The organism is Streptomyces sp. NBC_01006, assembly GCF_045162725.1.
GTDB lineage: Bacteria > Actinomycetota > Actinomycetes > Streptomycetales > Streptomycetaceae > Streptomyces.
Genome location: NZ_CP108700.1, coordinates 2,911,568 through 2,936,234 on the forward strand (window position 1 = coordinate 2,911,568; position 24,667 = coordinate 2,936,234).

General features: G+C 72.0%; 24 protein-coding genes. 9 read left to right on the forward strand and 15 right to left on the reverse strand.

From position 1 onward, the window contains the following. Positions 1–4: 4 nt before the first annotated feature. The 3 genes from OG509_RS13230 to OG509_RS13240 all read left to right on the forward strand — a co-directional run bounded on the left by OG509_RS13230 (position 5) and on the right by OG509_RS13240 (position 2,161). A complete protein-coding gene (locus OG509_RS13230; RefSeq protein WP_406182711.1) occupies positions 5–796 on the forward strand; it encodes a metal ABC transporter ATP-binding protein in 792 nt (263 codons plus the stop codon). After that, positions 796–1,662, forward strand: a complete 867-nt coding sequence (locus OG509_RS13235) for a metal ABC transporter permease (protein WP_030162773.1) — start codon at positions 796–798, stop codon at positions 1,660–1,662. The genes OG509_RS13230 and OG509_RS13235 overlap by 1 nt, the downstream gene beginning before the upstream one ends. 61 nt (positions 1,663–1,723) lie before the next feature. Further along, positions 1,724–2,161: a Fur family transcriptional regulator gene (locus OG509_RS13240; RefSeq protein ID WP_385583050.1), complete on the forward strand. Its 438-nt coding sequence runs from the start codon at positions 1,724–1,726 to the stop codon at positions 2,159–2,161. A 97-nt stretch (positions 2,162–2,258) separates the two neighbouring features. Here OG509_RS13240 and OG509_RS13245 read toward each other — a convergent pair whose 3' ends face one another. The 4 genes from OG509_RS13245 to OG509_RS13260 form a co-directional block, all read right to left on the reverse strand. Next, the gene (locus tag OG509_RS13245; protein ID WP_387285360.1) at positions 2,259–3,083 is read right to left on the reverse strand and encodes an isoprenyl transferase; all 825 of its coding nucleotides are present in this window, start codon (positions 3,081–3,083) and stop codon (positions 2,259–2,261) included. 11 nt (positions 3,084–3,094) lie between these two features. Then, positions 3,095–3,841, reverse strand: coding sequence for a DNA repair protein RecO (gene recO / locus OG509_RS13250; protein WP_406182714.1), 747 nt, complete (start codon positions 3,839–3,841; stop codon positions 3,095–3,097). A gap of 87 nt (positions 3,842–3,928) precedes the next feature. Beyond that, complete coding sequence (locus tag OG509_RS13255; protein WP_406182716.1) at positions 3,929–5,515, reverse strand: nucleobase:cation symporter-2 family protein; 1,587 nt, start codon at positions 5,513–5,515, stop codon at positions 3,929–3,931. 475 nt (positions 5,516–5,990) lie between these two features. Next, entirely contained in the window at positions 5,991–6,686 is a 696-nt protein-coding gene (locus OG509_RS13260; RefSeq protein WP_406182717.1) for a TerB family tellurite resistance protein, read from the reverse strand. Between the two features lie 160 nt (positions 6,687–6,846). Here OG509_RS13260 and OG509_RS13265 point away from each other — a divergent pair, with 160 nt between their 5' ends. Continuing rightward, complete coding sequence (locus tag OG509_RS13265) at positions 6,847–7,605, forward strand: SDR family NAD(P)-dependent oxidoreductase (protein ID WP_406182719.1); 759 nt, start codon at positions 6,847–6,849, stop codon at positions 7,603–7,605. 60 nt (positions 7,606–7,665) lie between these two features. Here the strand turns inward: OG509_RS13265 and leuA are convergent, their stop codons facing one another. Continuing rightward, the gene (leuA, locus tag OG509_RS13270) at positions 7,666–9,429 is read right to left on the reverse strand and encodes a 2-isopropylmalate synthase (protein ID WP_406182720.1); all 1,764 of its coding nucleotides are present in this window, start codon (positions 9,427–9,429) and stop codon (positions 7,666–7,668) included. Between the two features lie 364 nt (positions 9,430–9,793). On the opposite strand from leuA, the gene OG509_RS13275 reads away from it, so the two are divergent. The 3 genes from OG509_RS13275 to OG509_RS13285 all read left to right on the forward strand — a co-directional run bounded on the left by OG509_RS13275 (position 9,794) and on the right by OG509_RS13285 (position 11,981). Then, the gene (locus OG509_RS13275) at positions 9,794–10,858 is read left to right on the forward strand and encodes a M4 family metallopeptidase (RefSeq protein WP_406182722.1); all 1,065 of its coding nucleotides are present in this window, start codon (positions 9,794–9,796) and stop codon (positions 10,856–10,858) included. A 10-nt stretch (positions 10,859–10,868) separates the two neighbouring features. Then, positions 10,869–11,138, forward strand: a complete 270-nt coding sequence (locus tag OG509_RS13280; protein WP_406182724.1) for a protealysin inhibitor emfourin — start codon at positions 10,869–10,871, stop codon at positions 11,136–11,138. A 96-nt stretch (positions 11,139–11,234) separates the two neighbouring features. Next, a complete protein-coding gene (locus OG509_RS13285) occupies positions 11,235–11,981 on the forward strand; it encodes a class I SAM-dependent methyltransferase (protein WP_406182726.1) in 747 nt (248 codons plus the stop codon). Here the strand turns inward: OG509_RS13285 and era are convergent. From era to OG509_RS13300, 3 genes are all read right to left on the reverse strand, one after another. Further along, on the reverse strand, positions 11,978–12,928 hold the full coding sequence (gene era, locus OG509_RS13290; protein ID WP_406187567.1) for a GTPase Era: 951 nt from the start codon (positions 12,926–12,928) through the stop codon (positions 11,978–11,980). The genes OG509_RS13285 and era overlap by 4 nt on opposite strands. Positions 12,929–13,309: 381 nt before the next feature. After that, positions 13,310–14,617 (reverse strand): beta-xylosidase, encoded by a 1,308-nt coding sequence (locus OG509_RS13295; protein WP_406187568.1) that lies wholly within the window; start codon positions 14,615–14,617, stop codon positions 13,310–13,312. A gap of 142 nt (positions 14,618–14,759) precedes the next feature. After that, positions 14,760–15,752 (reverse strand): GlxA family transcriptional regulator, encoded by a 993-nt coding sequence (locus OG509_RS13300; protein ID WP_406182727.1) that lies wholly within the window; start codon positions 15,750–15,752, stop codon positions 14,760–14,762. Positions 15,753–15,823: 71 nt separating this feature from the next. Here OG509_RS13300 and OG509_RS13305 point away from each other — a divergent pair, with 71 nt between their 5' ends. Beyond that, a complete protein-coding gene (locus OG509_RS13305; RefSeq protein WP_406182729.1) occupies positions 15,824–17,146 on the forward strand; it encodes an MFS transporter in 1,323 nt (440 codons plus the stop codon). A gap of 27 nt (positions 17,147–17,173) precedes the next feature. Here OG509_RS13305 and OG509_RS13310 read toward each other — a convergent pair whose 3' ends face one another. From OG509_RS13310 to OG509_RS13335, 6 genes are all read right to left on the reverse strand, one after another. Beyond that, on the reverse strand, positions 17,174–17,530 hold the full coding sequence (locus OG509_RS13310; RefSeq protein ID WP_385591800.1) for a cytidine deaminase: 357 nt from the start codon (positions 17,528–17,530) through the stop codon (positions 17,174–17,176). A 186-nt stretch (positions 17,531–17,716) separates the two neighbouring features. Continuing rightward, the gene (locus OG509_RS13315) at positions 17,717–18,070 is read right to left on the reverse strand and encodes an MmcQ/YjbR family DNA-binding protein (RefSeq protein WP_385583441.1); all 354 of its coding nucleotides are present in this window, start codon (positions 18,068–18,070) and stop codon (positions 17,717–17,719) included. Next, positions 18,067–19,371: a hemolysin family protein gene (locus OG509_RS13320; protein WP_406182731.1), complete on the reverse strand. Its 1,305-nt coding sequence runs from the start codon at positions 19,369–19,371 to the stop codon at positions 18,067–18,069. Before OG509_RS13320 ends, OG509_RS13315 begins: the two co-directional genes overlap by 4 nt. Then, complete coding sequence (gene ybeY / locus OG509_RS13325) at positions 19,368–19,865, reverse strand: rRNA maturation RNase YbeY (RefSeq protein ID WP_053689049.1); 498 nt, start codon at positions 19,863–19,865, stop codon at positions 19,368–19,370. Before ybeY ends, OG509_RS13320 begins: the two co-directional genes overlap by 4 nt. A gap of 13 nt (positions 19,866–19,878) precedes the next feature. Beyond that, positions 19,879–20,925, reverse strand: coding sequence for a PhoH family protein (locus OG509_RS13330; RefSeq protein WP_385583435.1), 1,047 nt, complete (start codon positions 20,923–20,925; stop codon positions 19,879–19,881). 172 nt (positions 20,926–21,097) lie between these two features. Further along, the gene (locus OG509_RS13335; protein ID WP_403730962.1) at positions 21,098–22,186 is read right to left on the reverse strand and encodes a carbohydrate kinase family protein; all 1,089 of its coding nucleotides are present in this window, start codon (positions 22,184–22,186) and stop codon (positions 21,098–21,100) included. A gap of 251 nt (positions 22,187–22,437) precedes the next feature. On the opposite strand from OG509_RS13335, the gene OG509_RS13340 reads away from it, so the two are divergent. Continuing rightward, entirely contained in the window at positions 22,438–23,763 is a 1,326-nt protein-coding gene (locus OG509_RS13340) for an MFS transporter (RefSeq protein ID WP_406182734.1), read from the forward strand. Here OG509_RS13340 and OG509_RS13345 read toward each other — a convergent pair. Beyond that, the gene (locus tag OG509_RS13345) at positions 23,760–24,665 is read right to left on the reverse strand and encodes a ribonuclease Z (protein WP_385583429.1); all 906 of its coding nucleotides are present in this window, start codon (positions 24,663–24,665) and stop codon (positions 23,760–23,762) included. The two genes, OG509_RS13340 and OG509_RS13345, sit on opposite strands and share 4 nt — an antisense overlap. Positions 24,666–24,667: the final 2 nt, after the last annotated feature.

Sequence of the window (24,667 nt, forward strand, 5' to 3'; positions counted from 1 at the left end):
TGCCATGGAGTCCCAGCCCGCGGAGGCAGCGGACCAGCCCGTCATATCCCTGCGCGGGGCCACGGCCTCGCTCGGCTCGCGCCCCGTGCTGCGCGGGGTCGACCTCACCGTCCGGCGCGGCGAGGTCGTCGCCCTGCTCGGCGCCAACGGCTCCGGCAAGTCCACGGCCGTGCGCGCGGTCGTCGGGCAGGTCCCGCTGTCCGACGGCGAGCTGGCGCTGTTCGGCACGGACTTCAAGCGCTTCCGCGCCTGGTCGCGCATCGGGTACGTCCCGCAGCGCACCACCGCCGCCAGCGGCGTCCCGGCCACCGTCCGCGAGGTGGTCTCCTCGGGCCGCCTCGCCCGCTCCCGCTTCGGCATCCTCCGCAGGACCGACAAGGCGGCCGTCGAGCGGGCCCTGGCCCTCGTCGACATGAGCCAGTACGCCGACGCCTCCGTCAACGCCCTCTCCGGCGGCCAGCACCAGCGCGTGCTCATCGCGCGGGCGCTCGCCGTGGAGCCCGAACTCCTGATCATGGACGAGCCGATGGCCGGTGTGGACCTCGCCAACCAGGAGGTCCTCGCGAACGCCCTGCGCGAGCAGGTGGCCGCCGGCTCGACCGTCCTGCTCGTCCTGCACGAGCTGGGCCCGCTGGAGCCGCTGATCGACCGCGCCGTCGTCCTGCGCGACGGCTGCGTCGTCCACGACGGCCCGCCCCCCGAGGCCGTGGGGCAGCACGCCCTGCCCGGCCACGACCACGTACACCCCCACGCGGCGCACGACGCCGAGCCGCTCCAGACGGGACTGCTGAGCTGATGGACCTCCTCGACTACGCCTTCATGCAGCGGGCCCTGCTCGCGGCCGTCCTGGTCGGCGTCACCGCCCCGGCCATCGGCACGTACCTGGTGCAGCGCCGCCAGGCCGTCATGGGCGACGGCATCGGGCACGTGGCCATGACCGGTGTCGCGCTCGGCTTCCTGTTCAACGCGAGCCCGGTGTGGATGGCCACCCTGGTCGCGGTCATCGGCGCGGTCGGCATGGAGCTGATCCGCTCCCGCGGCAAGACGAGCGGCGACATCGCGCTCGCCATGCTCTTCTACGGCGGCCTCGCCGGCGGCGTGATGATCATCAACCTGGCTCCGGGCGGCTCGACGGCCAATCTGACCAGCTACCTCTTCGGCTCGATCACCACGGTCTCCGCCGAGGACGTCACCGCGGTCGTGATCCTCGCGGCCTTCGTCATCGCCGTCACCCTCGGGCTGCGCCGCCAGCTGTTCGCCGTCTGCCAGGACGAGGAGTTCGCCCGGGTCACCGGCCTGCCGGTGCGCTTCCTGAACCTGCTGATCGCGGTCACCGCCGCCGTCACCGTCACCGTGGCCATGCGGATCGTCGGCCTGCTGCTGGTCAGCGCCATGATGGTGATCCCCGTCGCGGCGGCGCAACGCGTCACCCGCGGGTTCACCGCCACCCTGTCGGTGGCCATGGTGATCGGCGTGCTGGTCTCGCTCTCCGGCACGACCCTGACCTACTACATCGACGCCCCCTCCGGCGGCACCATCGTGCTGCTCGCGATCGGCGTCTTCATGGTCATGACCGCACTGTCCACGCCGCTGGCCCGGCGCCGCGCGAACGCGGCCCGCGCCGCCGAAGAGGTCTGCACGCGCGATGATGTGAAGGTATAGGAAGGTCTGGGAGGTACGGCCGCCTGGCACAATGGGCCGAGGCCGATACGAGGAGGAACCGGTGGCGACTGCGCCTGGCGAGATGAATACCGCGCCAGTACGAGGACGATCCACCCGGCAGCGGGCAGCCGTCGCCGCGGCGCTGGACGAGGTGGACGAGTTCCGCAGCGCCCAGGAACTGCACGACATGCTCAAGCACCGCGGTGACTCGGTGGGCCTGACCACCGTGTACCGCACCCTCCAGTCGCTCGCCGACGCCGGCGAGGTCGACGTGCTGCGCACCAGCGACGGGGAATCGGTCTACCGGCGCTGTTCCACCGGGGACCACCACCATCACCTGGTCTGCCGCAAGTGCGGCAAGGCGGTCGAGGTGGAGGGCCCGGCGGTGGAGAAGTGGGCGGAGTCCATCGCCGCCGAACACGGCTACGTGAACGTCGCCCACACGGTGGAGATCTTCGGCACCTGCGCCGACTGCGCGGCCGCTGCCGCCTCCGCCTAGACGCGGCCCGGCCCGGCCCGGCCCCAGGACAGACATGACGAACCCGGCGGTGATCAGCACCGCCGGGTTCGTGTCATGACACGGAGGGCGCAGGGGATCAGGCCGTCGGACCCGGCTCGGCCTGGTTCGGGACGGCGCCGCCGAAGCGGCGGTCGCGCTGGGCGTACTCCAGGCAGGCCGCCCACAGGTTGCGGCGGTCGAAGTCCGGCCACAGCACGTCCTGGAAGACCATCTCGGCGTACGCGCTCTGCCACAGCAGGTAGTTGGAGGTGCGCTGCTCGCCGCTCGGCCGCAGGAACAGGTCCACGTCCGGCATGTCCGGGTAGTACATGTACTTCGCGAAGGTCTTCTCGTTGACCTTCGACGGGTCCAGCCTGCCCGCGGCCACGTCCCGCGCGATCGCCTGCGCCGCGTCCGCGATCTCCGCGCGGCCGCCGTAGTTCACGCAGAAGTACAGGGTCATCGCGTCGTTGTCGACGGTCTGCTCCTGGGCGACCTGGAGCTCCTGGACGACCGACTTCCACATCTTCGGCATACGGCCGACCCAGCGGATCCGGATGCCCAGCTCGTTCATCTCGTCGCGGCGGCGCCGGATGACGTCGCGGTTGAAGTTCATCAGGAAGCGGACCTCGTCGGGCGAGCGCTTCCAGTTCTCCGTCGAGAAGGCGTACAGGGAGAGGTTCTTGACCCCCATCTCCAGGCAGCCCTTGAGCACGTCGAGCACGACGCCCTCGCCGACCTTGTGGCCCTCGGTGCGCGGCAGGCCGCGCTCCTTGGCCCAGCGACCGTTGCCGTCCATGACCACCGCGACGTGGTTGGGGACGAGCTCGCCGGGGATCTTCGGCGGACGCTCACCGGACGGGTGCGGCTCGGGAACCTTGTACTCCCGGCGAGAGCGTCCCAGAATCCCGCGTCGTGCCATGTGTCCAGCTCCTATTTCTCGACGTATCGCAGGGAGCGTAGCCCGCGCTCCAGATGCCAGTGCAAATAGGCGGAGACGAGCCCGCTGCCCTCCCGCACGTACCGCGCCTCGCAGGCGTCCGCATGCCCCCAGTCGCCCGTCAGCAGCGCGCTGAGCAGGGCGATGGCCTCCGACGAGGGTACGACGCTGCCGGCCACCCGGCAGTCCCCGCAGACGACCCCGCCCGCGGCGACCGAGAAGTGCCGGTTGGGGCCGTGGATCCCGCACTTCGCGCAGTTCGTGAAGCTGGGCGCGTAACCGTTGACGGCGAGCGAGCGCAGCAGGAACGCGTCGAGAATGAGGTTCGGCTCGTGCTCCCCGCGCGAGAGCGTGCGCAGGGCGCCGATCAGCAGCAGGTACTGCTGTACGGCGGGCTCGCCCTCGTTCTCGGTGAACCGCTCGGCGGTCTCCAGCATCGCGGTGCCGGCGGTGTAGCGGGCGTAGTCGGTGACGATGCCGTTGCCGTACGGGGCGATGATCTCGGTCTGGGTGCAGAGCGGGAGGCTGCGGCCGATCAGCTCGCTGCCCCGGGCGAAGAACTGCACGTCGGCGTGGGAGAAAGGTTCCAGCCCGGCGCCGAACTTGGACTTCGTACGCCGCACCCCGCGGGCGACGGCCCGCACCCGGCCGTGGCCCCGGGTGAGGAGCGTGATGATGCGGTCCGCCTCACCCAGCTTCTGGGTGCGCAGCACGATGCCGTCGTCGCGGAACAGACTCATGCGCCCATTGTCGCCTGTGCGGGAACGGCGGAAGGCCCTCCGTCCGGACACGGGTCCGGGACGGAGGGCCTTCGCCCCTTGGGAGGGTCAGGAGGCGGGCGCGGCCTCCTCGTCCGCGACGGCCTTCACGGCGGTGGCGGCGGCTGCGCTCACGGCGGCGCCGACCGTGGCCTCGGCCACCGTCTCGGCCTCGGCCGGGGCCGCCGCCTCGTCCGTGGTGGCCTCTTCGGCCAGGGCCTCGGGTTCCGGCTCGGCTTCCTCCACGGCCGGAGGCGCCGCCTGGGCGGGCACCGCGGCCGGTGCGGCGCCGTGCGCATCGTCCTTGGCCAGGCCGTTGAAGATCAGGTTGAGCAGGATCGCGGCCGAGGCACCGAGCGTCACACCGCTGTTGAGGAGCGAGGAGAGGTCCGCGTCCATGTGGTCCTTGAAGAAGGCCGGGACGGTGGCCGGGAGCAGCGCGAAGGCCAGGGAGACACCCACGACCAGCGCGTTCTTCTCCTCCTTGAGGTCGACCTTGGCGAGGGTCTGGATACCGGCCAGGGCCACCATCGCGAACATCACCGTCGCCGCGCCGCCGAGCACTCCGTGCGGGACGGCGGCGACGATCGCGGCGGCCTTGGGGATCAGCCCGAGCACGATCATGAAGACGCCCGCGGCGACCACGACGAAGCGGCTCTTGACCTTGGTCATCCGGACCAGGCCGACGTTCTCGGCGAAGGCCACGTAGGGGAAGGAGTTGAGGACGCCGCCGAGGGCGGTCGCGGCTCCGTCGGCGCGCAGGGCGCGGGCCACGGTCTCGCTGTCGATGTCCTTGCCGACGATGTCGCCGACGGCGTACGTGTCACCGGTCGTCTCGACCATGGTGATCAGCATGACGATGAGCATCAGCAGGATCGGGAACCAGGCGAACTTCGGCGCTCCGTAGTGGAACGGGGTGGTGACGCCGATCCAGTCCGAGTCGCTCACGCCGCCGAACTTGGCGTCGCCGAGCAGGAACGCGACGGCGGTGCCGCCGACCAGGCCGATCAGGATGGAGATGCTGGAGAGGAAGGGCTTGCCGAGCTTCATCAGGACGAGGATGAAGAGCATCGTGCCGCCGGCGTACGCGAAGTTCTTCGGGTCGCCGAAGTCGGGGCTGCCGAGGCCGCCTGCGGCGTCGTTGAGGCCGACGGGGATCAGCACGATGCCGAGGACGGTGATCACCGTGCCGGTGACGACCGGTGGGAAGAGCCGCATGACCGCCCGGAACGCCTTGGGGGGCAGCCAGGCGAAGGCGAAGGTCGCGATGCCGGCCGTGATGACCGCTCCGTAGATGACGAGCAGGCCCGCCGTACCGCCGCCGGCTCCGAGCCCGATGGCGATCATCGGGGAGACCGCGGTGAAGGTGACGCCCTGGATCAGCGGCAGTCGCGCGCCGATCCGGCCGATGCCCCACGCCTGGATGATCGAGGCGATGCCGCAGGTGAACAGGTCGGCGTTGATCAGGTAGACCAGCTGCTCGGTGGTCAGGCCGAGGGCACCGCCCACGATGATCGGAACGATCACCGCACCGGCGTAGAAGGCGAGTACGTGCTGGAAGCCGTACAGCGCCAGCTTGGGGAGGGGGAGCACCTCGTCGACCGGGTGCGTACTGGGCTCTCCGCTGACGGAGAACCGGGCGGCGACACGTGCCATCTCTGCCTTGCCCTTCAAGAGGTAGGTAAACGAGAGGAATCTGGTTATCCCTGGGCGAAGTGGGTCGCTATCCCGTTTGTTCGCCAGGGTTGTCAGTGCGTTCACGTGAATCGAAGCCCCGCTGTGTTACCGGCGGCGTCTCGTCGTGTGACCGGAATTGAACGCCTGTGGGGGTGCTCACAGGTATCGTGGACTTCCACAAAGTGTTGACCTCTGGAGCGCCGAGGTCTGTAGGTATCTCCAGTGGCGGATGTCTCCGCAAGGGCGTAATGCCGGCGGCCACAAAACCCGTACATGCAGGTCACGGGTCCGTCCGGGTGTCCAATGGGTGGACGGCCGAGGCCGGAACGCACGAATCCCCCCTTCACGCCGAGCGTGAAGGGGGGTGGTTTCAGTCGCACGAGGCCGGATCGTTACCCCGCCGAAGGCCTACCGAGCCCGTACCGAGGCCGAACCGAGGCCGTTTCGGTCAGCGTTACGGAGCCCGGACCGCCGACAGCAGGCGGGACACGTCCTCGGAGGCGATCCGCAGGGCGCCGCCCACCGTGGCGAGCACCTCGCGCTCGGCCGGGGTGTACGGGCCGTCCGCGAGGGCGATCCGCGCCCCCTGGAGCAGGATCGATTCTCGTCCGGGCCCGGCCAGGTGCGGAGCCAGCGGTTCCAGGGCCTCGTGGAGCTCTATCGCCAGCGCGGCGCCGCAGCACTCGGGGACGTCGTACAGCCCGAGCCGGCCCTCGTCGGTGGCCAGCGCCTCCACCATGGACTCCAGTTGCTCCTCCGTGCAGTCCTGGAAGCCCGCCGTCCGTACGGCCGACACGGCGGCCTCCAGCGCGCCGCGCGAGGCGGTTCCGCCGGCCGCGAGCACGGCCAGCGTCACCGTGTGCACGGCGTCGCGCAGCATCGCCGAGAAGCGGGTGGTGGTCAGGTGGTCGAGGACCTCGGTGTCGAAGCGCTCCCGGCAGCCCTGGCACTCGATGACGGGCCCGGCCGCTCCGCGCGGCAGCAGCGGGACTCCGAGGACCGTGAACCGGCGGCGCCCGGTGCGCCGGCGGTAGTTGCGGTCGCCACCGCAGTCGGGGCAGAAGAACTCCCCGTCACCCACGGTGCTCCAGGTGGTACGGATGCCCCAGACCGTCAGCTTCCGGCCGTCCCCACCCCGAACTGGCAGCACGTCGCACCTCCGTCACCTACCGGCAGCATCGCCGGCTTGGCGTGATGTTAGCCACATCGATGAGGATCCGTCAGTCGTGTGACAAGACAACCTGCGCCACCCGGGGGACTTGGCCGAACTGCGCCCCCGCCGGCCTCCGTCTTTCCCTACGCTCAGCCGTGTGAACGAGAAGTCCTGTCTGGTGACCGGGGCCGCGAGCGGCATCGGCAAGGCCACCGCCCTGTTGCTGGCCCGCTCCGGGGCCCGGGTCACCGCGGCTGACATCAATGGCCCCGGGGTCGCGCGACTGCGTACGGAATTGGCCGCCGAGGGCGTCGGCATCACCGTGGTCACGGGTGACGTCGCCGATCCGGAGGCCAACCGAACGATGGTCGACGCGGCCGTGGAGGCGTACGGGAGGCTCGACGTCGCCGTGGCGAACGCCGGGGTGCTCCCTCTTTCGGACGTCAACGAGACCAGTCCCGAGGACTGGGACCGGGTCATGGCGATCGACGGCCGGGGAATGTTCCTGACCTGCAAGTACGCGATCGAGGCGATGACCGCGCAGGAGCGGCCCGGCGGGGCGCTGGTCTGCGTGTCCTCGGTCTCGGGGGTGGCCGGGCAGGCCCGGCAGGCCGCGTACGGGCCGGCGAAGTTCGTGGCGTCGGGGCTGACCAAGCACCTGGCGGTGGAGTGGGCGGCGCGCGGGATCCGGGTCAACGCGGTGGCCCCCGGCACCATCCGTACGGAGCGGGTGCTGGCGCTGAAGGACGAGCCGGGCGGCCCGGAGTACCTGGCGGAGGTCTCCGCGGCCCATCCGATGGGCCGGCTGGGCGAGCCGGAGGAGGTGGCCCGGGTCATCGCCTTCCTGGCCTCCGACGCGGCCTCGTTCGTGACGGGCGCGATCCTGCCGGTGGACGGCGGCTACCTGGCCCGCTGACTCCGGGGACGACGCGGCCCCGCCCCTCCGCGGGGAGGGACGGGGCTCACGTACGAGGGGTCAGCGGCCCGCGCGGTTGACGGCGGAGATGACCGCCTTCAGGGAGGCGCGGGTGGTGTTGGCGTCGATGCCGATGCCCCACAGGACGCGGCCGTCGATCGCGCACTCGATGTACGAGGCGGCCACGGCGGAGGCGCCCTCGCTCATCGTGTGCTCGGTGTAGTCCAGCAGGCGGGCGTCGACGCCGATGCCGGCCAGCGCGTCGAAGAAGGCCGAGATCGGACCGTTGCCGGTGCCGTCCAGGACCGTCTCGACCCCGTCCACGACCGCCTCGACGGTCAGCGTGTCCGTACCGTCCTTGTCGGTGGCCGTCGAGCCGGAGCGCAGTTGGATGCGGCCCCACGGGTTCTCGGGGTTGGGCAGGTACTCGTCCGCGAACACGTCCCAGATCGCCTTCGGCGTGACCTCGCCGCCCTCGGCGTCGGTCTTGGCCTGGATGATCCGCGAGAACTCGATCTGCATGCGGCGCGGCAGGTCCAGCTTGTGGTCGTTCTTCAGGACGTACGCGATGCCGCCCTTGCCGGACTGCGAGTTGACCCGGATGACCGCCTCGTAGGAGCGGCCGACGTCCTTCGGGTCGATCGGCAGGTACGGGACCGCCCACTCGATGTCGTCGACGGTGACGCCCTTGGCGGCCGCGTCGGCCTCCATGGCGTCGAAGCCCTTCTTGATGGCGTCCTGGTGGGAGCCGGAGAAGGCGGTGTAGACCAGGTCGCCCGCGTAGGGGTGGCGCGGGTGGACCTCCATCTGGTTGCAGTACTCGCTGGTGCGACGGATCTCGTCGATCTGCGAGAAGTCGATCTGCGGGTCGATGCCCTGCGAGAACAGGTTCATGCCCAGCGTGATCAGGTCGACGTTGCCGGTGCGCTCGCCCTGCCCGAACAGGCAGCCCTCGATGCGGTCGGCGCCGGCCATCAGGGCCAGCTCGGCGGCGGCGACGGCGGTGCCGCGGTCGTTGTGCGGGTGCACGGAGATGCAGACGTGCTCGCGGCGGGTCAGGTTGCGGGCCATCCACTCGAAGCGGTCCGCGTGCGTGGACGGCGTCGAACGCTCCACGGTGGCGGGCAGGTTCAGGATGATCTCGCGGCCCTCGGACGGCTGCCAGACGTCGCAGACGGCCTCGCAGACCTCCAGGGCGAAGTCCAGCTCGGTGTCGGTGAAGATCTCCGGGCTGTACTGGTAGCCGAAGGTGGTCTCCGGGCCCAGCAGCTTCTCGGCGTACTCCATGACCAGGCGGGTGCCGTCGACGGCGATCTGCTTGATCTGCTCCTTGGAGCCGCGGAAGACGACCCGGCGGAAGGTCGGGGCGGTCGCGTTGTACAGGTGCACGGTGGCGCGCCTGGCGCCGACCAGCGACTCCACGGTCCGCTCGATCAGGTCCTCGCGGGCCTGGGTCAGCACGGAGATGGTGACGTCGTCCGGGATCGCACCCTGTTCGATGATGGAGCGTACGAAGGCGAAGTCGGTATCGCCGGAGGAGGGGAAGCCGACCTCGATCTCCTTGTAGCCCATGCGCACCAGCAGGTCGAACATCTCGCGCTTGCGGGCGGGGGTCATCGGGTCGATCAGCGACTGGTTGCCGTCGCGCAGGTCGGTGGAGAGCCAGCGGGGAGCCTTGGTGACGCGGGCGTCCGGCCAGGTGCGGTCGGGGATGTCCACCTGCTCGTACCGGCCGTACTTGTGGATCGGCATCCCGGAGGTCTTCTGGGTGTGGGTCGCGTTGGTGATGGGCGTGGGGCGACCGACAAAAGGCTGCTGGCTCATGGCGTTGGGCTCCTCGCGTGTCCGCGTGTAGTTCGCTGGGACGGCCGACGGCGGTCGTAAAAACCGCAACACCAAACTCCGCGGGGAGGGGGTCGGCCTACGACTACAGACCCTCGCCGCGGCAGCTAAGGAGAAGCAGCCCGAAACGCATGATGGGCCGAGCCTAACCGAGCCGCGCCGTATCGCGAGGACCTGTTTCAGTATGCAAGACCGCGCTGTCCGATTTGTACCTAATGTGAGCTACATCGCTTTTCTCGATACAGGTCCGGTCGATCCGTCAACGCGGTGTGACCGCTTTCAGACAACCGAATGAATCATGGTTGCGGGTAGTGACACCGGGGTGACCCGCTGCCACATTGCCGGGATGGATGCCTCCCACGTTTTCCGCCACCCCGTCTTCTGCACGGTGGTCCCGCCCCACCTGCTCGACAGGATCGCCCGGTCCGAGGTGGTCCGGCGCGCCGACGCCGCCCAGCGCACCCTCGAACAGGACGCCCTGCTGCGCACCCGGCGCAGCGTCACCACCCTGCGCGGGATCGCTCCCGCCGTGGGGACACCCGTCTCCGACGAGCCCCGCCGGACCATCTACGACGCCCAGCACCGCACCCGGCTGCCCGGGAAGAAGGTGCGCGGGGAGGGCGACGAGGCCGCCGGCGACGCCACCGTCAACCGCGCGTACGCGGGGCTCGGCGCCACGTACGAACTGTTCCTGAAGGGCTTCGGCCGGCACTCGATCGACGACTCCGGGCTGGCCCTGGACGCGAGCGTCCACTACGGCCAGGAGTACAACAACGCCTTCTGGGACGGGCAGCAGATGGTGTTCGGCGACGGGGACGGGGACATCTTCCTCGACTTCACCGTGTCGATCGACGTCATCGGGCACGAGCTCACCCACGGGGTCACCCAGTACACGGCGAACCTCGACTACCACGGGCAGTCCGGCGCCCTGAACGAGTCGATGTCCGACGTCTTCGGTTCGCTGATCAAGCAGTACTCGCTCGACCAGACGGCCCAGGACGCGGACTGGCTGATCGGCGCCGGGCTGCTCGGCCCGAACGTCAGCGGGGTCGCCCTGCGCTCGATGAAGGCGCCGGGCACCGCGTACGACGACGACGAGCTCGGCAAGGACCCGCAGCCGGCGACGATGGACGACTACGTGAAGACCTCGCAGGACAACGGCGGGGTGCACATCAACTCCGGCATCCCGAACCACGCCTTCTACCTCGTCGCGAGCGAGCTCGGCGGCAAGGCGTGGGAGCGGGCCGGGCGGATCTGGTACGACACGCTGACGGGCGGCGAGCTGGCCTCGGACGCGGACTTCAAGGACTTCGCCCGGCTGTCGGTCGCGGCCGCGGTGGCCCGGTACGGGGACGGCGGGGCGGAGCACCAGGCCCTGCAGAAGGCGTGGTCGGCGGTCGGCCTGGGGTAGAAGGCAGGGCATGCGGATTCTGGTGGTGCGGACGGGCGGCTTCGCGGGCATCGAGCGCCGGGCCGAGGTGGACACCTCGGGCCGGCCCGACGAGGACGAGTGGCGGGCCCTGGCCCGGCTGGCACTGCGGCCCGTCCCGCCCGCGCCCGGGTCGGACCGGGTACGGGACGGGTTCTCGTACCGGATCACCGTCGACGGGCGGACGGTCTCCTGCCAGGAGCCGAACCTGTCGGAGGCGCAGCGGACGCTGATCTCCCGGCTGCTGAAGGAAGGCGCCTGACCGGAGGCGCGTTGCCGAAGCGGCAACGATGTTTGTCCGGCCGCGGGCCGCGGCCGAGCATCGGGGGGACAGGCAGCCGCACCGGAAGAGGTCCCCATGTCACAGCATCAGCAGCAGCACGCAGCCGCGTCCGGGTCCGCGCCCGCGTCCGAGTCCGAGTCCGAGTCCGAGTCCGAGTCCGAGTCCGAGTCCGAGTCCGAGTCCGAGTCCGAGTCCGAGTCCGAGTTCGTCGGCGAGGAGTTCTGGGACTCCCGCTACCGCGAGAGCGGCCGGATCTGGAGCGGGGAACCCAACGCCGTGCTGGTCCGGGAGGCCTCGGACCTCGCGCCCGGGCGCGCCCTCGACCTCGGCAGCGGCGAAGGCGGCGACGCCGTCTGGCTGGCCCGCCGCGGCTGGCGGGTCACCGGGAGCGACATCTCGGGCGTGGCCCTGGAGCGGGCCGCCGGGCACGCCGCCGCGGCGGGGGTCGCCGACCGGATCGCCTGGGAGCGGCACGACCTCGCCGAGTCCTTCCCCGCCGGGGAGTTCGACCTGGTCTCCGCTTGCTTCCTGCACTCGTTCGGGGACTTCCCCCGCGCCCGGATCCTGCGCAGCGCCGCCGCGGCGGTGGCACCCGGCGGGATCCTGCTGGTCGCCGGCCACGCCGGCTGGCCGGCCTGGCAGCGGGACACCCGCCCCGAGGTCCACTTCCCGACCCCGGACGAGGTCGTGGCGCAGCTGGAGCTGCCCGAGGGCGCGTGGGAGGTCCTGCTCGCCGAGGAACACGAACGGGTCCAGAACCTGCCTGACGGCACGCCCGGGACCCGTACGGACAACGCGGTGAAGGTACGCCGGCTCCGCTAGAACCCGAGCTTGCGCAGCTGCTTGGGGTCGCGCTGCCAGTCCTTCGCGACCTTGACGTGCAGGTCGAGGAAGACCGGGGTGCCGAGCAGCGCCTCGATGTGCTTGCGCGACTTCATCCCGACCTCCTTCAGCCGGGAGCCCTTCGGGCCGATGATGATGCCCTTCTGGCTGGGCCGCTCGATGTAGACGTTCGCGTGGATGTCCAGCAGCGGGCGGTCCGCCGGGCGGTTCTCCCGGGGGATCATCTCCTCGACCACGACGGCGATCGAGTGCGGGAGCTCGTCCCGTACGCCCTCCAGCGCGGCCTCGCGGATCAGCTCCGCGACCATCACCATCTCGGGCTCGTCGGTGAGGTCGCCCTCCGGGTACAGCGGCGGGCTCTCGGGCAGCAGCGGCGCGATCAGGTCGGCCAGCAGCTGGACCTGGGTGTCGCCGACCGCCGAGACGGGGACGATCTCGGCCCACTCGATGCCGAGCTCGGCGCCGAGCTGGTGGATCGCGAGGAGCTGCTCGGCCAGGGCCTTGGACTCGACCAGGTCGGTCTTCGTCACGATGGCGATCTTGGGGGTCTTCTTGATCCCCGCGAGCTCCTTCGCGATGAACTTGTCGCCGGGGCCGAGCTTCTGGTCGGCCGGCAGGCAGAAGCCGATCACGTCGACCTCGGCCCAGGTGGTGCGCACGACGTCGTTCAGCCGCTCGCCGAGGAGCGTGCGCGGCTTGTGCAGACCGGGCGTGTCGACCAGCACGAGCTGGGCGTCGGGGCGGTGCACGATGCCGCGGACGGTGTGGCGGGTGGTCTGCGGCCGGTTGGAGGTGATCGCGACCTTGGTGCCCACGAGTGCGTTGGTCAGGGTCGACTTCCCCGCGTTGGGGCGGCCGACGAAGCAGGCGAAGCCCGCACGGTGCGGGGCGGTGGACTCGGGGGAACGATCGCTCATACGGGCCATTCTCCCCGATGCGGGTCCCAGCGCCGACCAGTCCGCCGCGAGGAGGGCGAGGGCGCCCGCGAGAACGGCCGCGAGCGGGGGCCGGGCGGCGTAGCCGGTGGCGGCCCGGGCGACGGCGCCCGCGGCCTCGGCACGCACCGCGACCTCGGCCCGTTCCACGGCGGGCGGGTGCTCCCACCTGGTGCCGAGCCGGACCTCCCGGCCGGGGAGCAGCTCGGCGGGCAGCCCGGTGAGCTCGCGGCCGAGGGCTCCGGAGGCGGTGAGGGTGGCTCGGGGGCGCAGGGTGACATTGCCGAGGTTGTGGAGCGTGTACGAGACCTCCGTCCCGGAGGCGCGCAGGTTCTCCACGGCCAGGGCGGGGGCGGGGCCGCCGAGCGGGGGTCAGGAGAGGGTCAGGGTCAGGACCGCCCGGTACGCGCCCGGCGGGGTGTACGGCGGCATCGTGAGGGTGACCGCCGCGTCGATCGTGAACGTCCCGCCCACCAGAGCCCCGTCCGGCGCGGACGCGAGCACCGCCCCCTGCGGCCCGACCACCCCGGCGCTGCCCGCCACGCACCGGCTCGGGCTGCCCGGCGCCGCCGTGCACGTCGGGGTCCAGCTCAGCGAGGCCCCCGGGATCCGGACCCCGCGCGGGCCCGTGAACTCCGTGACCTTGCCGATCAGCGACCACCCCGCCGGTCCGCCCCGGACGTCCTTGACCGTGACCGTCCCGATCCGGCCGGTGGCCGCGCCGCGCTCCCCGTACGGGACCGCGCCCAGCGTGATCGACTCGCCCGCCTGGGTCATCGTCAACGCGCCCGGCTCGACCACCGCCGTCACCTTCTGCGTGCCCGGTGTCGCAGGCGCCGAGGCGACGACCGTGTACGCCGCCGGGCCCGATCCCTGCTGCGCCGACCACGCCGTGCCCTCGTACGCCACCACCGCCGTCGTCGCCCTGTCGGTGACCGGCAGCTCCGCCACGACCGCGCCCCGGGCGTCCGCCGTGACCACCACCCGGTCCGCGGTCCCGGCGGCGCCCGCCCGGCCGGCCACCGTCACGGCCGCGTCCGGGGCGAAGCCGGCGCCGGTGACCTTGACCTTGGCGCCCGGCTTCCCGTACGCCGAGCCGAGCGCGACCGACCGCAGGTTGGCCCGGGTGGGGGTCCCCCCAGCGGTAGCTGGGGGAGGGCTCGCGGTGAGCCGTTCGGACACCGGCGCCCCGGTGACGGCGCAGGCGGTGTCCAGGTCCAGCAGGTGGCTGGTGTGCAGCGTGTAGCCGCCCGGGGCCAGGGTGATCCCCCCGGCGGCGGTCACGGTGAACGTGCCGGTCATGGTGACGGCCGGCAGCCCCGCCCCCGCCTGGACGGGGTCGTTCCGCTTCGCCCCCACGACGGTGACCTCACCGCTCTGCGCACCGCCCAGCAGGATCCGCCCGGTCGGGGTCAGCACATCGGCCGGGAGCTCGGCGGCGATCGGGTTCACGGCGGGGGTCCGGGCCACCCGGTACGTCACGGTGACCGTGTCGCCGACCTTCGGCGCCGGGTCGTCCACGGCGATCCGTGCCGTGGTCGGCCCGTCGGCGGGCGGCAGACCGGCCTCCTGCGGCGCCGCGCAACGCGTCGGGAACTCCACCTGTCCTGGCGGCGCCTCCCCCTCGGCCGCGGCGGGCGGGCTCAGCGCGCCCCCGGTCGTAGCCGCGAGGGCGGCCATGCCGACGGCCACCGACCATCTCCTGCTGCCCGCCCGTGTTCGCACGGCCCGCCCCCTGGGTTCCCTCGCGCCGACAGGGGGCCATTCACGAGCGGGCGGCGGGAGAAGTCAATGCACGGACCCGGCATCAACTGATGGCCCATCAGGAGATGGCGGACTCCCCGTGCCCACCGGCCGCGCGGAACGTGCGCCGGTACGCCGTCGGGCTCACCCCCAGCGCCGCCTGCACGTGCTTGCGCAGCGACTGCGCCGTCCCGAACCCCGTCTCCCGCGCCACCTGTTCCATCGGCAGATCCGTCCGCTCCAGCAGCCGCCGGGCCCGTTCCACCCGCTGGCCGACGATCCACTCCCCCGGGCTGACCCCCGACTCCTCCCGGAACCGGCGCGTGAACGTCCGTACGGACATGGCCTCCTGCCGGGCCAGGTCGACCAGCCGTACCGGCTCGTGCAGCCGGTCCAGCACCCACGCGCGGGCCGCCGCCGTACTGGCCAGCTGCGGCTGCGGCACCGGCCGGTCGATGAACTGGGCCTGCCCGCCGTCCCGGTGGGGCGGTACGACGGTCCGCCGGGCCACGTCGTTGGCGACGGCCGCGCCGTGGTCGCGGCGCACGATGTGCAGGCACAGGTCGATGCCGGCGGCCACCCCCGCCGAGGTCAGCACGTCCCCGTCGTCGGTGTAGAGCACCCCGGCGTCCACCCGCACGGCCGGGAAGAGCCGCTGGAAGTGCTCGGCGTGCGCCCAGTGGGTGGTGGCCGGACGGCCGTCCAGGAACCCGGCGGCGGCCAGCACGTACCCGCCCGTGCAGATGGAGACGAGCCGGGTCCCGGGCCGGATGCGGGCGAGCGCCTCGGCGAGCTCGCCGGTCAGCCGACCCTCCTCGTACACCGGCCCCAGCTCGTACGAGGCGGGCACCACCACGGTGTCCGCGGTGGCCAGCAGCTCGGGACCGTGCTCGACGTGGACCGCGAAATCGGCGTCCGTGCGCACCGGCCCGGGGACGAGGGCGCAGGTGAGGATCTCGTACAGCGGCGCCCCGGCGGGATCCTTGGCGCGGCCGAAGATCCGGTGCGGGATGCCGAGCTCGAAGGGCAGCAGCCCGGTGAGCGCGAGGACGACGACGCGGTGAGGGGCCATGGCCCAATCGTATCGAAGGGTGTCGGTCAGGCCACTGTCGTACGGGGCCCTCCCGGCCGGAAGCTGTCTGCGTGACGCAGACAGCCCCCAATCCCCGGCCCACTCCCACCCCCACTCCCCCGAGCCCGAGCCCGGCCCCGGCCCCGGCCGCCCCCGGGCGCATCCACCGCGCCTGGTTCGTCGCGGCCGTCGCCTTCGTGACGATCATCGGAGCCGCCGCCTTCGCCTCCCTGCCCGGACTGCTCATCGAGCCGCTGCACGAGGAGTTCGACTGGTCACGCGGCACGATCGGCTTCGCCGTCTCGGTGAACCTGGCGCTGTACGGGCTCACCGCGCCCTTCGCCGCCGCGCTGATGGACCGTTTCGGCATCCGCAAGGTGGTGGCCCTGGCCCTGCTGGCCATATCCGGCGGCACGGTGGCCACCCTGTGGATGACGCAGTCCTGGCAGCTGGTGCTGTTCTGGGGCGTGCTGGTGGGGCTGGGCAGCGGCTCCATGGCCCTGGCCTTCGCGGCGACGGTGACCAACCGCTGGTTCACCGCCCGGCGCGGGCTCGTCACCGGCATCCTGACCGCGGCCGGGGCCTCCGGTCAGCTGATCTTCCTGCCGCTGCTGTCCTGGCTGGTGGAGCACCACGGCTGGCGCCCGGCGGCGGTGACGGTCTCGCTGGCGGCCCTGGTCGTGGTCCCCTTCGTGTGGCTGCTGCTGCGCGACCACCCGGCGGACACGGGACTCGCGCCGTACGGGGGCACGTACGCGGAAAGGCCCGCCCCGGTGACGGGCGCGGCGCGGCGGACGGTGACGGTGCTGTTCAAGGCGGCCCGCACCGGCCCGTTCTGGCTGCTGGCGGGCACCTTCGCGATCTGCGGGGCCTCGACGAACGGGCTGGTCAAGACCCACTTCGTACCCGCCGCGCACGACCACGGCATGCCGGTGACCGCGGCGGCCGGACTCCTGGCGGTGGTCGGCGTCTTCGACGTGATCGGCACCATCGCCTCCGGGTGGTTCACCGACCGCTTCGAGGCGCGCCGCCTGCTGGCGGTGTACTACGCGCTGCGCGGGATCTCGCTGATGTTCCTGCCGATGCTGCTGGCGCCGTCCGTGCACCCGCCGATGATCTTCTTCATCATCTTCTACGGGCTGGACTGGGTCGCGACCGTCCCGCCGACCATCGCGCTGTGCCGCGAGCACTACGGGGAGGACAGCGCGATCGTCTTCGGCTGGGTCCTGGCCTCGCACCAGGTGGGCGCGGCGCTGGTGGCCTTCCTGGGCGGCCTGGCCCGCGACGCCTTCGGCTCGTACGACCTGGTCTGGTACGCCTCGGGCGCGCTGTGCGCGATGGCGGCGCTGATGGCGATGGTGATCCGCCGCCGCCCCGTCGCCCTCACGGCGTGAACAGGGCGGCCGCCGGCTCCCGCGGGGTCAGGCGCCGGCCGGGGTCGTGGACTTGAGGGTGCCGTCCGGGCCGGCCAGCAGGACCGGGGTGGCCGGGCCGCCGAGGTCGCGGACGGCCGCGCGGTCGGCGTCGGCCACCGCCTCCGCCGAGCTGACCACGGCCGCGGCCTCCAGGGACTCGGCCCCGCTCGCCACCGCCATCGCGACCGCCGTCTGCAGCGCGCTCAGCTTCAGGGAGTCCAGCTCCACCGTCCCGGCGACGTACGTACGGCCCGTCTCGTCCCGCACCGCCGCGCCCTCGGGCACCCCGTTGCGGGCCCGGGCGCTGCGCGCCAGCGTGATGATCTTGCTGTCCTCGGGGTTGATCCCGGTGCTGTCGGTCATGGGCGAAAGCATATGGAGCGTCTCGGCGGGGCCGCACGACGGCCCCGCCGAGACGCTCTCCCCTCCGTCCCCCGCGGCCCCCTGGCTCTTGTGCCACGCGGAACCAAACCTAAGCGCCCGGTAAGCAGAACCTGTGATCCAAAGGTCACAGAGCGCCGTGACTTTGGTCCCCTCCGTGTTCCACCCTCACGGCCTGTCGAGCCGCAGCCGCTCCGCCCTCGGCAGACCCGCGACCACCAGGTCGTACGAGTCCTCGACCAGCTCCCGCACCAGCGCGTCCGGCAGCCCGCCGACCGTCACCGTGTTCCAGTGCCGCTTGTTCATGTGCCAGCCCGGCACGATCGCCTCGTGCTCCGCCCGCAGCCGCACCGCAAGCTCCGGCTCGCACTTGAGGTTGACCTTCAGCGGATCGGCGTCCAGCGCGGTCAGCGCGAACACCTTCCCCAGCACCTTGAACACCGAGGTCTCGGGCGTGAAGGGGAACTCCTCCACCGCCGCGTTGAAACCCAGGCAGAACGCACGCAGCTCCGCCGGCGTCATACGCCCTCCCCGCCCTCGCCCGCCGCCGCGGCCAGCGGCTCCACCAGCACCGTCACGATCTTGTTCCGGCGGCCCGCCGGGGATTCGGCCGTCAGCCGCAGCGGCCGCCCGTCCGGCAGCTCCACGACCGCCGAGGCGCCCGCGATCGGCACCCGGCCCAGCGCCTTGGCCAGCAGGCCGCCGACCGTCTCCACGTCCTCGTCGTCGTAGTCCTCGACCTTGAACAGCTCGCCGAGGTCGGTGATGTCGAGCCGCGCCGTCACCCGGTAGCGGTCCTCGCCCAACTCCTCGACGGGCGCGAGCTCGCGGTCGTACTCGTCGGTGATCTCGCCGACGATCTCCTCAAGGATGTCCTCGATGGTGACGATGCCCGCCGTGCCGCCGTACTCGTCGATGACCACGGCCACGTGGTTGCGCACCTGTTGCATCTCCCGCAGCAGGTCGCCCGCGTTCTTGGTGTCCGGTACGAACACCGCGGGCCGCATCGCCGTCGTGACCAGGTCGGCCTCCGCCTCCCGGCTGATGTGCGTCTTGCGGACCAGGTCCTTCAGGTACACGATCCCGACGATGTCGTCCTCGTTCTCGCCGGTCACCGGGATACGCGAGAAGCCGGACCGCAGCGCCAGCGTGGTCGCCTGACGGATCGTCTTGTACCGCTCGATGCAGACCAGGTCGGTGCGCGGCACCATCACCTCGCGCACCAGCGTGTCGCCGAGCTCGAAGACCTGGTGCACCATCCGGCGCTCCTCGTCCTCGATCAGCGACTCCTTCTCCGCCAGGTCGACCATCGCGCGCAGCTCGGCCTCGGAGGCGAACGGCCCCTTGCGGAAGCCCTTTCCGGGCGTGAGCGCGTTGCCGATGAGGATCAGCAGCTGCGGGATGGGCCCCATGACCCGGGCGAGCGGGACCAGGACGTACGAGGCCGCCGTCGCCGTGTTGAGGGGGTGCTGGCGGCCGATGGTGCGCGGGGAGACCCCGACGGCCACGAAGGACACCAGCACCATCACGGCGATCGCGATGAGCAGTGCCTTCCAGTTGTCGCCGAACTCGTCGAGGCAGACGTACGTGACGAGCACGCCGGCCGCCATCTCGCAGGTGACCCGCACGAGCAGCGCCACGTTGAGGTAGCGGGTGGGGTCGGCGGCGACCTGCGCGAGCTTCTCGCTGCCGCGCCGGCCCTCCCGTACGGCCTGCTCGGCGCGGAAGCTGGAGATCCGGGCGATCCCGGACTCGGCGCACGCCGCGAACCAGGCCACCACCACCAGCAGCACCGCGCCGGTGATCAACTGCGGGGCAGTCACGAGACGGTCGGGGCCGGGGACGGACCGGTCATGCCGCGCTCACCGCGCCAGCCGTCGACGATGGCCGCCTGGAGACCGAACATCTCGGCCTTCTCGTCCGGCTCCTCGTGGTCGTACCCGAGCAGGTGCAGCACCCCGTGGACGGTCAGGAGCTGGAGCTCCTCGTCCATGGAGTGCTGCGTCGGGGCTTCCTCGCCCTGCTTCTTCGCGACCTCGGGGCAGAGCACGATGTCGCCGAGGAGCCCCTGCGGGGGCTCCTCGTCGTCCTTCGCCGGCGGACGGAGCTCGTCCATCGGGAAGGACATGACGTCGGTGGGACCGGGCAGGTCCATCCACTGGATGTGGAGCTGCTCCATGGCGTCCTCGTCGATGACGATGACGGAGAGCTCGGACAGCGGGTGGATCCGCATCCGGGTGAGCGCGTAGCGGGCGATGTCGAGGATCGCCCGCTCGTCGACCTCGGTTCCGGACTCGTTGTTGACGTCGATCGACATGGTGCGCTGGGTTCTACTTCCGCTGGTAGCCGTTCCGGGACTGCTGGGCGTCCTGGCTGTCGTCGTACTTCTCGTACGCATCGACGATACGGCCGACCAGCTTGTGCCGGACGACATCCTCTGACGTGAGCCGCGAGAAGTGGATGTCCGGAACCCCTTCCAGGATCCGCTGGACCTCGCGCAGACCGCTCTTGGCGCCGCCCGGGAGGTCGATCTGCGTGATGTCGCCGGTGACGACGATCTTCGAGTCGAACCCGAGCCGGGTCAGGAACATCTTCATCTGCTCGGCGGTGGTGTTCTGCGCCTCGTCGAGCACGACGAACGCGTCGTTGAGGGTACGGCCGCGCATGTACGCGAGCGGCGCCACCTCGATCGTGCCCGCCGCCATGAGGCGCGGGATCGAGTCCGGGTCGATCATGTCGTGCAGAGCGTCGTAGAGCGGGCGCAGGTACGGGTCGATCTTGTCGAAGAGGGTGCCCGGGAGGAAGCCGAGGCGTTCGCCCGCCTCGACCGCCGGGCGGGTCAGGATGATGCGGCTGACCTGCTTGGACTGCAGGGCCTGGACCGCCTTGGCCATGGCGAGGTACGTCTTGCCGGTACCGGCGGGGCCGATGCCGAACACGATCGTGTTCTTGTCGATCGCGTCGACGTACCGCTTCTGGTTGAGGGTCTTGGGGCGGATGGTGCGGCCGCGGCTGGAGAGGATGTTCTGGGTGAGCACCTCCGCGGGCGTCTCCTCCGGGCCGTTGCCGTTGCCGCTCGCCTTGAGCATGGCGATCGAGCGTTCCACTGCGTCCTCCGTCATCGGCTGCCCGGTGCGGAGCACCAGCATCATCTCGTCGAACAGGCGCTGGACCAGGGCGACTTCCGCCGCGTCTCCGACCGCGCTGACCTGATTGCCCCGAACATGGATGTCGGCCTTCGGGAAGGCCTTCTCGATCACGCGCAACAGGGCGTCACCCGAGCCGAGCACCGCGACCATCGGATGCTTGGCCGGGACGGTGAAGTGGGCTCGCGCCTGCCCCGGCGCCGGTGTCTGGGCTGTGGGTGTCTGAGTCATGGGCCGGCACTGTGGCCTGCACATACCTCCCGCTGAGGGGCCGCGCCGATCGACGACCTCCGGAGTACCAAGGGTACGACTCCGCCGCGCCATCCCCGAGGGGTTTTCCCCCGCCCTCTCCCGGCCCTCTTCCCGCCCTCTCGCGGCCCCCCGGCACCTCCCTCCGACGTCCCTAAACCGGGTGGCGGAAGCCGATCGTCGGGACCGCCCTGCGCCGCGAGGCCGGCTCCGCGCGCGGCGGGACCAGCGCGTCCAGGAAGCCGTAGCGCGGCCGCAGCGCCTCGGGGGCCGTGCGCCACCAGTGGGCCACCTCCGGCCAGCCCGGGGCCGACAGGGAGCCGCCGAACTCCTGGACCGACAGGGCCGCCGTGAGGCCCGCGAAGGCCAGCCGGTCCGCCAGCGGCCAGCCCGCCAGGGTGCCGGTGACGAAGCCCGCCACGTAGACGTCCCCCGCCCCCGTCGGGTCCAGCTCCTCCACCGCGATCCCGGGGACCTCCGCCGACTCCCCGGTCCGCCCGTCCACCGCGTACGAGCCCTCCGCGCCCATCGTCACCACCGCGACCGGCACCTTCTCGGCCAGCGCCCGGGCCGCGGCTCTCGGACAGTCGGTCCGCGTGTACCGCATCGCCTCCCCCGCGTTCGGCAGGAACGCCTCGCAGTGCTCCAGGTCGGGCAGGGCCCCCAGGTCCCAGCGGCCGCTCTCGTCCCACCCCACGTCCGCGAAGATCCGCGCCCCCCGCCGCGCCGCCTCCGCGATCCACGGCTCCGTCCGCCCCTGCGCCAGCGAGGCCACGGCCGCCCGGGTGCGCGGCGGACACTGCGGGAACGGCCCCGGGCCGGCCGGGGGCGGGGCCTCGTGGCCGTGCGAGATCATCGTGCGCTCGCCCTCGTACGCCATCGAGACCGTGACCGGGCTGTGCCAGCCGGGGATGGTCCGCGACATCGACAGGTCGATGCCCTCGCCCTGTTCGAGTGCGTCCCAGCAGTACTCGCCGTAGTGGTCGTCGCCGAACGCCGCGGCCAGCGAGGTGCGCAGGCCGAGCCGGGCCAGGGCGGTGGCCATGTTGGCCACTCCGCCCGGGCTGGAGCCCATGCCGCGCGCCCAGGACTCCGTACCGCGCACCGGGGCCGAATCGAGGCCGGTGAAGATGATGTCGAGGAAGACCGTGCCGGTCAGGTAGACGTCGAACCCCGGTTCCAGGGGGCTGCGCAGCGGACCGAGCGGGTCCACGGCTGCGGCTGCGCTGTCGAGCGGATCCACGGCTGCGCTGCGGCTGGTGCGGCTGTCCCGACTGGTCACGGTGTACTCCCCGGCTGGTGCGAAGGCTCGTTTCTGCAAGCGGGCATGCGGTGGAAAGCTGCCAACCCTGCCCGCCCCCGACAGGCCCAAAACACAGTGTGTCGCACATCACTCTCATGGCGCTCTTCTCCGGGTCGCGGAGCACTTGATAGACAAGGGGACCGCGGCCTCGCGGAAAATCCCGCCCCACCTGCGCACCACCGGGAAGAGCCGTGTCCGACAACACCTCCGCGCCGCCTGCCGCCTGGCCCCTGGTGGCCCTCTTCACGGCCGGGTACGTCGCCCCCTACCTGCTTCCCACCGTCGTCGGACGCCTCGACGCCCATCTCCCGCTGAGTCCCGCCCAGGCCGGGCTCGTCGGCACGGCCCTGCTGCTCGGCTCCGCCACGGCCGGGTTCACCCTGGCCTCTCGCATCCCCCGGCGCGGTCCGCGCCCGCTGGCCCGGCTCGGTCTGCTGCTCGCCGCCCTGGGCTACGGCACCGCGGCCTCGACCTCGCTGCTCCCGCTGGTGGTCGTCGGCGTCGTGGTCGGCGGCTTCGGCTCCGGCAGCGCCACCGCCGTGGCCGCCGCGGGGATCGCCGGGCACCGCGATCCGCACCGCATCTCGTCGCTCGGGCTGCTGTCGGTCTCGGCGACCGCGGGTGCGCTGTACCTGACCCTGCCGCACCTCGGCGGCGGACACGGGCTGCCGTTCGCGGCCATCGCCCTGGTCGCGGCGCTGGCCTGGCCGGCCACCGGCCGGCTCGGCGGGCCCACCCGCCCGGGACCTGCCGTACGGAGCTCCGGGCGGCCGCCGTACCCGCGCGCCGGGGCCGTGCTGGCGGGCTGCCTGCTGCTCTGGTCGCTGACCCAGGAGGCCCTGTGGGGCGTCAGCGGGCGGATCGGCGCCGAGCAGGCCGGGCTGTCCGAGGCCACGCTGGGCGTCGTCTTCGCGGTGGCGCTGGGCGCGGGCCTGCTCGGGGTCACGGGCGCCTCCGCGTTCGGCACCCGGCTGGGGCGGGCGGTCCCGATCGGCGCGGGCACGGCGGCCATCGCGGGCTGCGTGGTGCTGACCTCCTCCGCGGACGGGCTCACCGGGTTCACGGCCGGGGAGATCCTGTGGAACGCGGTCTACCCGGTCGTCCTCTCGTACGTGATCGGCCTCGCGGCCGCCCTGGACCCGCGCGGCCGTTGGGCGGTCTTCGCCGGAGCCGCCTCCTCGCTGGGCACGGCCTGCGGCCCCGTGGTGGGCAGCCTGCTCGCCGAGGCGTTCGGGTTCCCGGGCATGGGGCTCGTGCTGGGCGGGCTGCTGCTCACGGTGGCCGGGCCGCTGACCGCCGTCGCCCTGCACGCAGGTCGGAGCCCGGCGGCCGCGGCCGAGGAGCCGGTCCTGCGCGGCGCGGCCCCGGCCCCGGCCCCGGCGGCGTCCCCCGGTTCCGGGACCGGGCCGGAGCCGGCGGGCGGGACTGTCCGCGTACGCCGCACCCCGCGCCGGGTGCTGCTGCTCTCCCCGGCGGCCCGCCGCTCCCGCGACCGGGAGCGCGAGCGGTCCCTCTAACCCCGCTTCGGCAGGGGCACTCGTACGAGGTCCGCGGCGATCGTCAGCTCTCCCTCGAAGCCGGCCGCGCGGGCCTGGCGTTCGAACTCCTGCGGGTCCGAGTAGCGCTGGGAGAAGTGCGTCAGCACGAGGTGCCGTACGCCCGCGTCCCGCGCGGTCCGGGCGGCCTGGCCGGCGGTGAGGTGCCCGTGGTCGGTGGCGAGCGCCTCGTCCTCGTCGAGGAACGTGGATTCGATCACCAGCATGTCGCAGCCCGCAGCGAGCGCGTCCACGCCGGGGCACAGCCGGGTGTCCATCACGAAGGCGAAGCTCTGCCCCGGCTTGTGCTCGCTGACGTCGTCGAGCGTGACCCCGCCCAGCTGACCCTCGCGCTGGATCCGGCCCACGTCGGGCCCCTTGATCCCGTGCCGCGCGAGCAGTTCGGGCACCATGCGGCGCCCGTCCGGCTCGGTGAGCCGGTAGCCGAAGGACTCCACCGGGTGCGAGAGCCGGCGGGCTTCCAGGACGTACGAGGGCTCCCGGGCCAGCGTCCCGTCCGCGGCCACGGGCTCCTCGCGGAGCGGGACGGTCTCCCGGTAGGCGGTGGCGTACCGGAGCCGGTCGAAGAACTTCTGCCCGGAGGCCGGGTAGTGCGCGGTGACGGGGTGCGGGACCCGGTCCAGGTTGATGCGCTGGATCACCCCGGCCAGCCCGAGGCTGTGGTCACCGTGGAAGTGGGTGATGCAGATCCGGTTGATGTCGTGCGCGGCCACCCCGGCGCGCAGCATCTGGCGCTGGGTGCCCTCGCCGGGATCGAAGAGGATGCCCTCGCCGTCCCAGCGCAGGAGGTAGCCGTTGTGGTTGCGGTGGCGGGTGGGCACCTGGCTGGCGGTGCCCAGCACCACGAACTCTCGTACGGACACGG